Raw genomic sequence first — 12,194 nt, forward strand, 5'->3', positions numbered from 1 at the left:
TTGTCCCGTCTGTGAAAGTCACTCCACCGTCATTGCGAGCGAAGCGAAGCAATCCAGTCTGTCTCCGCGGCTACAGTCTGGATTGCTTCGTCGCTTCGCTCCTCGCAATGACGGACACTCAGTCCGTGCTACCGGCCTTGCCGCCGGAAGTACCGCTTGCAGCGCTGCTCGGCTTCGGCGGCAGCGGCCTCCGGCGTGGCAGCGCCGGTGGCAACGGACGAGAACATCTGGATCAGCACGTAGTCTGCGCTGACGGCACCCGTCGCCGTCGAGATCGGGCCCTTGTAGCCGTCATAATAGGTGCTGTTCATGGTGTCCTTGAACAGCTTCACCTTGGGATCCTGCGACCACACGGCGGCCTCGGCATAGGCGGCCAGCGGCTGTGACCAATAGCCGGAGTTGGCATTGAGCCACGGCTCGTACTGGTCTTTTTCAAGCATGTATTGCAGGAATGCCTTTGCCGCGTTGGGGTACTGGCTGTGCTTGAACAACATGGCGTTCAGCGTCAGGCCCGCCATCGGCGAAACCTTGGCCAGGCCCTTCGGCAGCAACTGATGTTCGCTGTCCTCGGCGATTGCCTTGGTCGCGGGGTCGTTCTTCAACGAGAAGTACAGCGAGACGCCGTTCGCGGTCAGGGAAATCTCCTGCGAGGAGTAGGCGCGGTTGTTGCTGACGTCGTTCCACGACGTCGTGCCGGCGATGAAGGTCGGGTAGAGCTGCTTGACCCAGTTCAGCGCGGCAATGGTCTCCTTGCTGTTGATGACGACGTTGCCGTCCTCGTCGAGCAGGGAGCCGTTGTGCGACCACAGAGCCCAGTTCGCAAAACCGTTGCCGTCGCCCTTGGCGTTGCCGAGCGCGAAGCCGGCCGGCTTGCCGGCCTTGTGCAGCTTCTGGCAGAGGTCGAGGATGCCGGCATGGTCTTCCGGCACCTTGTCGAAACCGACCGATTGCAGGATCGACTTGCGGTAGATCAGAGGACCGGCAGTGGCGCCGAACGGCAGCCCGATCCAGGCGTCGCTCTTGTTCTTCTTGCCGTAGCGCTGCGCCAGCGGCAGCCAGCCGCCATAACGCTTGCCGAGATAGTCGGCGACATCAGTCAGCTCGATCAGCTTGTCGATATAGATGTGCGGAGCATCGGAGAAGCCGATGATGATGTCGGGGCCGGCGCCGGAATTCGAGGTCACCGCGGTCTGCTGGTTGATGTCTTCCCAGCCGACGAAGTCGACCTTGACCTCGACCCCGGTCCCCTTGGTGAATTTTGCCGCATTGGCGCGGAACACGTCCTCGTCGGCCTGGACGAAACGCACCGGGCGCAGCATGCGCAAGGATGCGCCTTTCTCGATGTCGCGCTTGGGCGCCGCCACATCGGCGGCCTTGATGGTGGATTGCGTTGTTTGCGCTGCAGCACCAGTGGCCGCGAGCGTTGCAGCGGACAGGCCCAGCGCCAAGGCATCACGACGCGTGATGTCGTTCCTCATCAGTTCCTCCCTAAATGTCTCCCTTCCCGGCGTTGATCGCCGGTGAAGGGCCGTTTCGGTCTTTGACGCGTTTGCGCCGGCCGCCTAGCTGTTCGGTCCGCGATCCATGCTGACGGGCTGCCAGCGACGGAGCGCAGTGCTTTGCAGCACCGACGGATTGACGCAGCTTACCGGCCACATGCCCTGAAGCACCAGTGACAATTCGTAGCCCACACGGCGCTTGCGCGCCTCGTCGAACCGTGCCGAGGCCGAAGCGACGTGGGCGGTCAGGGTCACATTCTCCATGCCGAGCAGCGGATTGTTATGCGAGGGCGGTTCCTTCTCCAGCACGTCGAGGGCGGCATGCGCGATCCAGCCTTCTTGCAGCGCCTTGATCAGGCTCTCCTCGTCCACCGTGGCACCGCGCCCGGTGTTGATGAAGATCGAGCCCTTCTTCATCTGCCGGAAGTGCTTCTCGGTGAGCATATGATGCACCTCGGGCCGGGCGGGGGCGTGCATCGAGACGAAGTCGGATTGCGACAGCACCTCGTTCAGCGTCGCCGGGATCACGCCGTGGTCGTACATCAGGGTTTCCTGGATGAAGGGATCATAGGCCATCATGCGCAGGCCGAACGGGGCTGCGCGTTTCGCAACCGCTCGCGCCACGCGGCCGAACGAGATGAAGCCGAGCGTCTGGCCCATTAGCCTCGGGATCTTGAGCAGCGCCGGCCGGCCCTCGGCCCAGCGACCGTCGCGCACCATGCGGTCCTGCTCGACCAGGCGGCGGAAGCCGGCGAGCAGCAGCATCATGGCGTGGTCGGCGACCTCCTCGATGAAAGTATCGGGGATGTTGGTGACGGGAATGCCGCGGGCGGTGGCGGCCTTGACGTCGACGCTGTCGACACCGACCGAGCCGAGCGTGATGACCTTGCAGCTCTCCAACGCGTCGATGATGGTCTTGGAGATCGGAATGCCCTTGGCATAGATGGCGTCGGCATTCTTTGCGGCGGCGATGAAGCCGGCCTCGTCGGCGGGCGCTTCGACGATCTCGGCATCGATCGGATCGAGCGCCTCGCGCTCATAGGAGTAATCGCTGCCCGCGACCGTGAAGCTCGCGCCCTTCGGCGTCACCACCCTGTATTTCGGCATTTTCTGCTCCCGATTTGGTTTCTTGTTGTGACCCGCCTTCGTGGCTGGCCTTTGCGTCTTTTACGCGAAATCGATGCGGTCGCGTACAATTCCCGGTTGTCGGCGTGGAGATAAATTGCCGGTTTTTGCGGCTCCGTACGGGCTTCTACGGAGGCCCGTAAGTAACTTGATAAGGCCTCACACATAAAAGTTGATTCGATTTTGATCGATCTGGTCGCGTGCCCGTATCCCATTGTTGCCGGAGCCATCCCGTGAAATTGAGCAATCTGAAGATCGCCCCGAAGCTCGGCATTCTCGTCGGCGTCACCTTGTTCGGCCTGTGCATCTCCGGTGTCCTTGCCGGCTACCTGATGAAGCGCGAGATGGTGAACGCGCGCATCGACCAGACCAAGGCGATCGTCGAGCTGGCCCGCAACTACGCGGCCACGCTGGTGAAGCGGGTCAATGCCGGCGAGTTGACCAAGGACGCCGCGCTCGCCGAGCTGCGCCGCTACGGCAATGCGATGACCTACGACAAGGGCTCCGGCTATCTGTTCGGCACCACCTATGATGGCATCACGCAGCTCGCGCCCGATCCGAAGCAGATCGGCGCCAACCGCATGGATGTGGAGACCAACGGTCGGAAGCTGTCCCGCGAGATCATGGATGGGGTCAAGGCGAACGGCGAGACCCTGCTGTTCTACGAATATGTGAAGCCCGGTCAGGCAAAGCCGATCCGCAAGCTCGGCTACGCCGTCGCAGTGCCCGGCTTCGAGATGTATCTCGGCACAGGCGCCTATCTCGAGGACATCGACGAGAAGATGGGCCCGGTCTACTGGCTGCTCGGCTTCGCCATGCTCGGCATCGTCATCGTTGCGGGTAGCGTCGCCTGGCTGATCGGCCGCAGCATCAGCCGCCCGCTCGCGCTGCTCGGGACCCGCATGAAGGAGCTGGCCGACGGCAAGCTCGAGGGCGACATCTCGGGTGTCGGCCGCGGCGACGAGGTCGGCGCGATGGCGTCGACCGTGCAGATCTTCAAGGACAACGCCGTCCGCATCCGCGACCTCGAGAAGACCGAGGCCGATGCCAAGGAGCGTGCCGCGGCGGAACGTCGCAGCGCGATGGAAGACATCGCCAACGACTTTGAACGCAGCGTCAACGGCATCGTCCGCTCGGTCTCCTCAGCCGCGGCCGGCATGCAGAGCACGGCGCAGTCGATGACCGCGACCGCGAGCGACGCCTCCTCGCGTGCCGCAACGGTCGGCGCTGCCTCGCAAAAGGCCTCCGGCAATGTCGGCACGGTTGCCGCGGCCGCCGAAGAGCTGTCGAGCTCGGTTGCGGAAATCTCCCGCCAGGTCACCCGCTCGACCGAAGTCGCGGGCCGCGCCGTCAGCGACGCAGAGCGGACCAACGCCACCGTGCAGGTGCTCTCGACCGGCGCCGAGAAGATCGGCGAGGTGGTCAAGCTGATCCATTCGATCGCCGCGCAGACCAACCTGCTCGCGCTCAACGCCACCATCGAGGCGGCACGCGCCGGTGAATCCGGCCGCGGTTTCGCGGTCGTCGCCTCCGAGGTCAAGGCGCTCGCCAACCAGACCGCGCAGGCGACCGAGGAGATCTCCGCGCAGGTCGCGGCGATGCAGACCTCGACCAGCGACGCGGTCACGGCCATCTCCGGCATCACCCAGACCATCGCCGAGATGAGCGAGATCACCGCCGGCATTTCCGCTTCGATCGAGCAGCAGGGCGAAGCGACCCGCGAGATCGCCCGCAACATCCAGTCGGTCGCGGCCGGCTCGAGCGAGATCAACGCCCATATCGGCAGCGTCACCTCGGCCGCGGAAGCGACCGGCAGTGCGGCCACCGACGTGCTCTCCAACGCCCGCGAGCTGGACAACCAGTCCGGCGCGCTGCGCAGCGCCGTCGACGGCTTCCTCGCCAAGGTCCGCGCGGCGTAAGGCGGAACGCTCGAAATCGTAGGGTGGGCAAAGGCGCGCAAGCGCCGTGCCCACCTTTTTCTTTCGAGCTTGTCGAAGTGTCGGTGGGCACGCTTCGCTTTGCCCACCCTACGATGTCTCGTGCCCCGGACGCAGCGCAGCGCTTCTTTAGCGGTGCGCTGCAGAGCCGGGGCCCATGCTCGCGGCAATCTGGGTCCCGGCTCTGCGTCGCGTCATTTCATGCCGCGCCGCGTCCGGGACACGAGACCGTTCTACTGCTTCTCGATCTTCGCGTTCGTGATCAGTTTCTCCCACAGCACGAGCTGCTCGTTCACGAAGCTGCCAAGCTGCTCCGGCGTGCCGGAGAAGGCGTCCATGCCGAGGGTGGCGAGCTTGGCTTTGATCTCCGGATTCTCGACGATCTTCCTGATCTCGGCGTTGAGCCGCGTCACGATCTCCTTCGGCATGCCGGCCGGGCCGAAATAGCCCTGCCATGACGAGATGTCGAAGTCGGGCACGCCGGCCTCCTGCATCGAGGGCAGATGCGGCACCAGCGGTGAGCGCTCCTTGGTGGTAACCGCGAGCGCGCGCAGCGCGTTGCCGTTGACATGCGGCAGGCCGGTCAGGATGTCGACGAACATCATCGAGACGCGGCCGCCCATGACGTCGTTGAGCGCCGGCGGCGAGCTCTTGTAGGGCACGTGCAACAGGTCGAGCCCGGCATTGTGCGCAAAGGTCGCGCCCGACACGATCGCCGAGGACGAGCCCGAGGCATAACTCAGCTTGCCCGGATTGGCCTTGCCATAGGCGACCAGCTCGCCGACGGTCTTGGCCGATACTTCCGGATTGATGACCAGCATGAAGGGCAAATCGCCGGTGCGCGCGATCGGCGTGAAATCCTTGACCGGATCGTAAGTGAGGCTCTTGAGCAGGAAGGGATTGGCCGAATGCGTGGTGTTGGTCGTCACCAGCAGCGTGTAGCCGTCGGGCGCGGCGCGCGCGACATAGGTCGCGGCGAGCATGCCGTTGGCGCCCGCCTTGTTCTCGATCACGATGCCGACGCCGAGCGCCTGCGACAGATGCTGCGAGATCAGCCGCGTCGTGGTGTCGGTGCCGCTGCCGGCCGCAAACGGCAGCACCAGCGTGATGTTGCGGCTCGGATAATTGTCGGCCTGGGCGGTGGACGTGGCGGCAAGGCACAGTGCGGCCGCGCCGATGGCACGCAAGTTTCGAATCAACGCTGAAATCATGTCTGAACGTTCCCTCTTTTTCGTTGGCCGGGAACCTAGCGTCTCCTCGTTGAAATCGGAAGACGTGAGTTTGTCGCCCACTCTCGTGCCCCAGGCGCAGCGCAGCCGCAGTGATGCGCTGCTGAACCGGGGCCCATGCTCGCGGCACACTGGGTCCCGGCTCAGCGATGCATCGCTGACGCGCTGCATCTTGTCCGGGACACGAGATCCGGCGCGTGGAGTCCGCACCGCGGAATTACTTCACCGCAGAACCCTGGCGCGAGGCGATCACGACGCCGGCGAGCACCAGCGCGTAGCCGATCAGGTGGAACGGCTGGAGCTTTTCGCCGAGCAGCAGGATCGCCAGCGCCGAGCCGAACACCGGCACCAGATGGAAGAACGGCGCGGCGCGGTTCGGGCCGATCAGCGCCACGCCGCGGTTGAAGAAGAGATAGGCCAGCGTCGAAGGAAAGATCAGGATGTAACCCAGCGTCGCCAGCGTCATCGTATCGAGTTGCAGCACGCGGCCGCTTGCCGCCTCCCAGATCGCGGTTGGCAGCAGCATGGTCGCGCCGCAGCAGGTGGTGAAGGAGAGAAATGAGAGCTGGTGGATCTTCGGCCGCCGCGGGATGAAGGCGGAGTAGAGACCGAACGCCACCAGCGAGGAGGCGAACATGATGTCGCCCCTGTTGAAGCTGATGCTCGCGAGCGCGGCGAGATCGCCGCGCAGGATGATGATCAGCACGCCGGCAAGCGAGATCGCGATGCCGGCGAACTGCGCGCCGGTCAGCCGCACCCCGAACAGCACCAGCGACCACAGCGCCACGAACAGCGGACCTGCCGACTGGATCAGCAGCGCATTCAGCGCTTCCGTGTATTGCATCGCCCAGTAGGATATCGCGTTGTTGAAGGCGAAGCCCACCAGCGACAGGAACAGCATCAGGCCCAGGCTGTTGCGCAAGGCGGGCCAGTCGCGCTTCAGATGCGGCCATGCGAATGGCAACAGGATCAGGAATACGCCGAACCAGCGGATTGTGGTCACCGTCAGCGGCGGCACATGCGCACCGACATGGCGCGCGAGCACGATGTTGCCGGCCCAGAACAGCGAGCTCAGGCTCAGCAGCAGATAAGGCTGGTTGTTGAGCCAACTGGCCGGATTGGAGGCCGGTGGCGCGGGCGAAGCGATCGTCATTGGCGTCGGATACAAGCTTGCGCCGGATTGCCGTCGTGACACAAGCCACGCAGCCGCAATGCTACAATGCAGACATGAACCGGGGAGGCGCCTTTGGCGGTTAATATGTTGAACATCGAGGGCCTGGAACGGCTCGATCCAAATGCGCCGGTGGTTATGCTGAACCTGATGCGCTTCCACGCGCGTTCGCGCGACGGCAACGGCTCCGGCTGGGACGCTTATCTGCGCTACAGCGCGATCACCGTGCCGATGATCAAGGCGCGCGGCGGCACCTTGCTCTGGACCGGCGAAGCCAGGGCTGTCGCACTCGGACCGCAGAAGGGGAACGACTGGGATTTCGTCGCGCTGGTCTTCTATCCGTCGGTCACAGCCTTCCTCGACATGATGACATCGGAGGCCTACGAGACGCAGGCCGACCCGCATCGCGTCAACGGCTGCGCCGAGCACGTCATCATTGCCACCAGCGAGGCGTACAGCAAGTTGAAGGCGTGATCGTGCGCGGGCGGGGCTGCCTTCACAAGGAGAAGAAACAAGACGCCATCGGGGGCAGTGCCTACTTGTTCCCCACCGCGCGCCCATCAAGTGCCAGCGCGTCCACTACGGCGCGGCAAGCAGCCTGCAGCAGGCGGCAGACCTCCTCCGTCGACCGCTGCGGGCGCAGCGCTGCAAACGTCGGATAGCTCGTCAGCACGAAGATCAGATCGACCGAGTCCCGCACGGCGCGCTTTGCCGCGTGTTTGCCGACGATGCGCGACAGCAGCGCAGCCAGCAATTCGCGCCGGCGCTCGTTGCGCGCGACCAGCGCTTCGCCGAATTCGGGATCGGTTGCAATGTCCTGGTTGAGTCCGCCGACCGCGGCGTCGTGCCCCCAGAACGTACAGAATATTTCGACGACGCGATCGAGCGCGGCGCGCGGATCCGCCATCGCCATCACCTCGGTCAGTTCGAACAGCCCGCCCCGGCGGGCGATGTTGTCGAACACGGCTTCCAGCAATCCGCGCCGCGAGCCGAACTGGTTATAGACGGTCAGCCGCGTGACGCCGGCCGCCTTTGCCACCACGTCGAGTGAGAAGTTCGCGATGCTCGCGTCTTTGCGCAACAGGCCCGCGCCGGCCGCGATGATGCGTTCGCGCGTCTCCGCCGCCGCGGAAGCCCGCGCGGAGCTCACATAGTTGCGCTTCGGCATGGCCTTGCCATTCTGTATATTCAATTTGAAGCCGGTGCGGAGCTCGCCATGCAAACTGCCCTCGTGATCGCCCTGTCGCTTCACGTGTTGTCGTCCGTGTTCTGGGCGGGATCAAGCTTCGCGCTGGCCCGCACCGGCGGAGCCGGCGGCGAGCAACTCGTCTTTCCACAGCTCGGCGCGGCGACGATTGCGATCCTGACCGGCGGTTATCTCGGGCATCTCGTGCATTCCGGCCATTTCGGCACGGCCGAGCAGGTGCTCGCAGTCGGCGCGGTCTGCGCGTTGATCGCGGCCGGCGTTCAGGCGGCCATCGGTCCCCGTGCGCTCATGGCCTCGCGTCGTGGCGCCGGTAATCCTGAGGAGCTGCGTTCACGCATCGCCACGGCCCAACGCGTGGCGGCGGGCCTGCTCGGCATCGCCGCGCTCTGCATGGGCGCTGCGCGCTACATCTGAAGGCGGTTTAGGGGCGTCCCGGAGGTCGAAAAGCAGCACTTGAGTAGAGCGTTGAGAGTTTTCTGTTTCGCCGGTGTCAGGCGATAGCGCGGCTTCCAGCCGTTTTTGAAGGAAAAGCGATGTCCAAGATGATTCTAGTGAACCTGCCTGTACGTGACCTCGCTGCATCGACAGCGTTTTATCTGGCGCTGGGTGCCGCGGTGAATCCCCAATTCTCCGGCGCAAGTTCGACCTCGCTGATGTTCTCGGACGCGATCGGGGTGATGCTGCTGACCCACGACCACTATCGCGAATTCACCCAACGCGAGATCGGCGACGCGCGCCGCGACAGCCAGGCCATGTTCGCTCTTACGGTCGACGACCGCGACACCGTCGATGCAACGCTGGCTCGCGCGGTGGCCGCGGGCGGTCGCGCCGATCCGAACCCGGCGCAGGACCTTGGCTTCATGTACAACCGGCACGTTGAAGACCCGGATGGCTATGTTTGGGAGATGGTATGGATGAATCCGTCAGCGAGCGCTTGAATCCGGCGCATCTGCGCAGTTGAAAGCAAATACAGATCACTCATGGCGGGGCCTTCTCGTATCGCCATGAGTCAAGCCCCGGAAGACGCTCCAGGCGACTTGACCGGACCCGACCCTAGTTCGCCTGCTTCCGTGACGCCGCGAACACGCCCGACAGCACCAGCGCAAAACCGATGAAGTGGAACGCCTGCGGGTGTTCGCCGAGGAACGCCATCGCCATGATCGAGCCGAACACCGGCACGACATGGAAGAACGGCGCGGCGCGGTTGGCGCCGATCAGGCGCACGCCGCGATTGAAGCAGAGATAGGCGAGCGTCGAGGGGAATACCGCGACGTAGAACAGCGTCAGCAGGTTCGGTCCGTCGAGCTTCATGACCGGACGCGCGGACAACTCCCAGATCTCCAGCGGAATGAGACAGGCCGCGCCGCAGCCAAAGGTGAAGGCGAGGAACGACAGGCCGTGCATCGGCGGGCGCTTCAAGGTCAGCACCGAGTAGAGTGCGAAGAAGATCAGCGCGACGATGAAGATGAGATCGCCCTTGTTGAACGCGATGTTCGACAGCGTGGTGAAGTCGCCGTGCAGCAGGATGATCAGCACGCCGCACATCGACAGCAGCACGCCGAACGCCTGCGCCGCGGTGAGCCTGATACCGAGAATGGCCAGCGACCACAGCGCCACGATCAGCGGCGCGGCCGACTGGAGCAGCAGCGTGTTCAGCGCCTGGGTATGCTCCAGCGCCCAATATTGCAGCGTGTTGAAGGCGCCGATGCCGGTGACCGAGAGCGTGACCATCAGGCCGAGCCGCCCGCGGATCGCGGGCCAGTCCTGCGCAAGATGCTTCCAGGCGAACGGCAGCACCAAAAGGAACGCGAAGAACCAGCGCAGGAACGACAGCGTCACCGGCGGGATGTGGCCGGCGGCGAGCCGACCGACGATGGCGTTGCCGGCCCAGCACAGCGCGGTGATGCTGAGCAGCAGGTAGGGCTGGTTGGCGATCCAGCTGTGACCGGATGTATCGGTGCCGGTGGTCTGGGCGGTTGCGGACATTGTGATCGTCATGGCCCCGCGGATAGCGCCGAGGCCCCCGGCCCGGAAAGGTCCGGGCCGGCTCATCGCCCGGCTCTGCTCAAAGACACGGAAATCGAGATCGCATCAACGGGGGGCGGATGCATCGCGACCATGCAGGGACCGACATGGCGCCTTACGCTTTGGTCGAAGCCCGTTCCGCCGTTCCACAGGCTTCTGGATTTTCAGGGGATATCAAAGGCTTGGGTCGGGCTTTGGACCTCGAAAAAGCCCCGTTCTTGCTTGCCTAGAGGGGCTGCTTCCTTTATCCGGTTGGCTGCCTTGCGTGCGGGCGGCTCCGGCCGCCGATTGGGCTGGGCGCAGGCATGATCCCGGAAGAGTGGGCACCGGTTTTCCGCGAGGATCATGCCTCCTAGAGACAGATTGAATAGGGATTACCCGCGAATGGCCAACGTTGTCGTCGTCGGCGCCCAGTGGGGCGACGAAGGGAAGGGCAAGATCGTCGACTGGTTGTCGGAGCAGGCGGACATCGTCGTCCGCTTCCAGGGCGGCCATAACGCCGGCCACACGCTGGTGATCAACGGCAAGACCTACAAGCTCGCGCTGCTGCCCTCCGGCGTGCTGCGCGAGGGCAAGCTGTCGGTGATCGGCAATGGCGTGGTGTTCGATCCCGCCGCCTTCCTCGACGAGGTCGCCAAGCTCAGGGCGCAGGGGGTCGAAGTCAGCCCAGACAATCTGCGCATCGCGGAAAACGTCACGCTGATCCTGCCGCTGCACCGCGAGCTCGATGCGCACCGCGAATCCGCCAGCGCCGCGACCGCGATCGGGACGACGCGCCGCGGCATTGGACCTGCCTATGAGGACAAGGTCGGCCGCCGCGCCATCCGCCTGATGGATCTTGCCGATCATCAGACGCTGCCGCACAAGATCGACCGCCTGCTGGCGCATCACAACGCGCTGCGCCGCGGCCTCAACCTGCCGGAATTCGACGGCGCGGTGATCCTGAAAGAGCTGATGGCGATGGCGCCGCAGCTGCTGCCCTATGCCGAGACGGTCTGGCGGCTGCTCGACATCAAGCGGCGCGAAGGCAAGCGCATGCTGTTCGAGGGCGCGCAAGGTGCGCTGCTCGACGTCGATCACGGCACTTACCCCTATGTCACCTCGTCCAACACGGTGGCGGCGCAGGCTGCGACCGGCGCCGGCCTCGGGCCGGGCGCGGTCGGCTACGTGCTTGGCCTGTGCAAGGCCTACACGACCCGCGTCGGCCAGGGCCCGTTCCCGACCGAGCAGGACAACGAGACCGGCCGCAAGATCGGCGAGCGCGGCCGCGAGTTCGGCACCAATACCGGGCGGCCCCGCCGTTGCGGCTGGTTCGACGCCGTGCTGGTCCGCCAGGCGGTCCGGACCTGCGGCATCAACGGCCTGGCGCTGACCAAGCTGGACATCCTCGACGGCTTCGACACGATCGAGGTCTGCACCGGCTACAAGCTCGACGGCAAGGAGATCGACCATTTCCCGGCCGGCGAGGGTGCGCAAAGCCGGGTCGAGCCGATCTACGAGACCATCGAGGGCTGGAAGGAGCCGACCGCCAACGCGCGGTCCTGGGCCGACCTGCCGGCTCAGGCCATCAAATATGTCCGCCGGATCGAGGAATTGGTCGGGTGCCCGGTCGCACTGCTTTCCACCAGCCCCGAACGCGAGGATACTATCCTGGTGCAAAATCCGTTTGAGGCTTAACGATATCTTACCGGGACGCGCGTATAGTTGAGTTGAAATGGCTGATTACTATCCGCTGATCGCCCGCGCTATTGCCGCCCTGGATCCCAACGCTCCCGGCGAAAGCCGTCGCGCGCTCTATGAGCGGGCGCGCACGGCGCTGATCGCGCAGCTCCACAGCGTGCAGCCGCCGCTCTCCGAATCCGAGATCACCCGCGAACGGCTGTCGCTGGAAGAGGCCGTCCGCAAGGTCGAATCGGAGGCCGCCCAGCGCGCCCGCGAGGCTTCGCGCCCCGGTGGCGGCACGCGCAGCAGCGGCAGCGGCGATGCCTTCCGCCGCGCCAG

The 12,194-nt window shown here is 64.8% G+C and carries 11 protein-coding genes and 1 pseudogene; 6 read left to right on the plus strand and 6 right to left on the minus strand.

Annotated features, from left to right (window positions below; translation table 11 throughout):
• Positions 1-128: 128 nt before the first annotated feature.
• Together CWO91_RS19885 and CWO91_RS19890 are read right to left on the minus strand one after the other, a co-directional pair.
• Positions 129-1,478 (minus strand): ABC transporter substrate-binding protein, encoded by a 1,350-nt coding sequence (locus CWO91_RS19885; RefSeq protein ID WP_130215522.1) that lies wholly within the window; start codon positions 1,476-1,478, stop codon positions 129-131.
• 84 nt (positions 1,479-1,562) lie between these two features.
• Entirely contained in the window at positions 1,563-2,606 is a 1,044-nt protein-coding gene (locus CWO91_RS19890; RefSeq protein ID WP_130215524.1) for a C-terminal binding protein, read from the minus strand.
• Positions 2,607-2,857: 251 nt separating this feature from the next.
• Between CWO91_RS19890 and CWO91_RS19895 the strand changes: the two genes are divergently transcribed.
• A complete protein-coding gene (locus CWO91_RS19895; protein WP_130215526.1) occupies positions 2,858-4,543 on the plus strand; it encodes a methyl-accepting chemotaxis protein in 1,686 nt (561 codons plus the stop codon).
• A 251-nt stretch (positions 4,544-4,794) separates the two neighbouring features.
• Here CWO91_RS19895 and CWO91_RS19905 read toward each other — a convergent pair whose 3' ends face one another.
• Positions 4,795-5,772, minus strand: a complete 978-nt coding sequence (locus tag CWO91_RS19905) for a Bug family tripartite tricarboxylate transporter substrate binding protein (protein WP_130215528.1) — start codon at positions 5,770-5,772, stop codon at positions 4,795-4,797.
• 235 nt (positions 5,773-6,007) lie between these two features.
• Complete coding sequence (locus CWO91_RS19910; RefSeq protein WP_165405562.1) at positions 6,008-6,943, minus strand: DMT family transporter; 936 nt, start codon at positions 6,941-6,943, stop codon at positions 6,008-6,010.
• Between the two features lie 105 nt (positions 6,944-7,048).
• Between CWO91_RS19910 and CWO91_RS19915 the strand changes: the two genes are divergently transcribed.
• On the plus strand, positions 7,049-7,435 hold the full coding sequence (locus tag CWO91_RS19915) for a DUF1330 domain-containing protein (RefSeq protein WP_130215532.1): 387 nt from the start codon (positions 7,049-7,051) through the stop codon (positions 7,433-7,435).
• Positions 7,436-7,496: 61 nt separating this feature from the next.
• On the opposite strand, the gene CWO91_RS19920 is transcribed toward CWO91_RS19915, so the two are convergent.
• On the minus strand, positions 7,497-8,129 hold the full coding sequence (locus CWO91_RS19920; RefSeq protein WP_130215534.1) for a TetR/AcrR family transcriptional regulator: 633 nt from the start codon (positions 8,127-8,129) through the stop codon (positions 7,497-7,499).
• 48 nt (positions 8,130-8,177) lie between these two features.
• On the opposite strand from CWO91_RS19920, the gene CWO91_RS19925 reads away from it, so the two are divergent.
• Together CWO91_RS19925 and CWO91_RS19930 are read left to right on the plus strand one after the other, a co-directional pair.
• Entirely contained in the window at positions 8,178-8,582 is a 405-nt protein-coding gene (locus CWO91_RS19925; RefSeq protein WP_130215536.1) for a hypothetical protein, read from the plus strand.
• Positions 8,583-8,701: 119 nt separating this feature from the next.
• On the plus strand, positions 8,702-9,106 hold the full coding sequence (locus tag CWO91_RS19930) for a VOC family protein (RefSeq protein WP_130215538.1): 405 nt from the start codon (positions 8,702-8,704) through the stop codon (positions 9,104-9,106).
• A gap of 115 nt (positions 9,107-9,221) precedes the next feature.
• On the opposite strand, the gene CWO91_RS19935 is transcribed toward CWO91_RS19930, so the two are convergent.
• Positions 9,222-10,154, minus strand: a complete 933-nt coding sequence (locus CWO91_RS19935; protein WP_130215540.1) for a DMT family transporter — start codon at positions 10,152-10,154, stop codon at positions 9,222-9,224.
• Between the two features lie 423 nt (positions 10,155-10,577).
• Here CWO91_RS19935 and CWO91_RS19940 point away from each other — a divergent pair, with 423 nt between their 5' ends.
• Positions 10,578-11,870, plus strand: coding sequence for an adenylosuccinate synthase (locus CWO91_RS19940; RefSeq protein ID WP_130215542.1), 1,293 nt, complete (start codon positions 10,578-10,580; stop codon positions 11,868-11,870).
• Between the two features lie 37 nt (positions 11,871-11,907).
• A pseudogene (locus CWO91_RS19945) lies at positions 11,908-12,194 on the plus strand (hypothetical protein); the annotation flags it as partial.

The organism is Bradyrhizobium genosp. SA-3, assembly GCF_004212635.1.
Taxonomy (GTDB): Bacteria; Pseudomonadota; Alphaproteobacteria; order Rhizobiales; family Xanthobacteraceae; genus Bradyrhizobium.

Coding starts and splice junctions, on each gene's coding strand:
- CWO91_RS19910 (WP_165405562.1), bottom strand. CDS start 6,943: ATGACGATCGCTTCGCCCGCGCCACCGGCCTCCAATCCGGCCAGTTGG.
- CWO91_RS19920 (WP_130215534.1), bottom strand. CDS start 8,129: ATGCCGAAGCGCAACTATGTGAGCTCCGCGCGGGCTTCCGCGGCGGCG.
- CWO91_RS19890 (WP_130215524.1), bottom strand. CDS start 2,606: ATGCCGAAATACAGGGTGGTGACGCCGAAGGGCGCGAGCTTCACGGTC.
- CWO91_RS19925 (WP_130215536.1), top strand. CDS start 8,178: ATGCAAACTGCCCTCGTGATCGCCCTGTCGCTTCACGTGTTGTCGTCC.
- CWO91_RS19905 (WP_130215528.1), bottom strand. CDS start 5,772: ATGATTTCAGCGTTGATTCGAAACTTGCGTGCCATCGGCGCGGCCGCA.
- CWO91_RS19930 (WP_130215538.1), top strand. CDS start 8,702: ATGTCCAAGATGATTCTAGTGAACCTGCCTGTACGTGACCTCGCTGCA.
- CWO91_RS19935 (WP_130215540.1), bottom strand. CDS start 10,154: ATGTCCGCAACCGCCCAGACCACCGGCACCGATACATCCGGTCACAGC.
- CWO91_RS19885 (WP_130215522.1), bottom strand. CDS start 1,478: ATGAGGAACGACATCACGCGTCGTGATGCCTTGGCGCTGGGCCTGTCC.
- CWO91_RS19940 (WP_130215542.1), top strand. CDS start 10,578: ATGGCCAACGTTGTCGTCGTCGGCGCCCAGTGGGGCGACGAAGGGAAG.
- CWO91_RS19915 (WP_130215532.1), top strand. CDS start 7,049: ATGTTGAACATCGAGGGCCTGGAACGGCTCGATCCAAATGCGCCGGTG.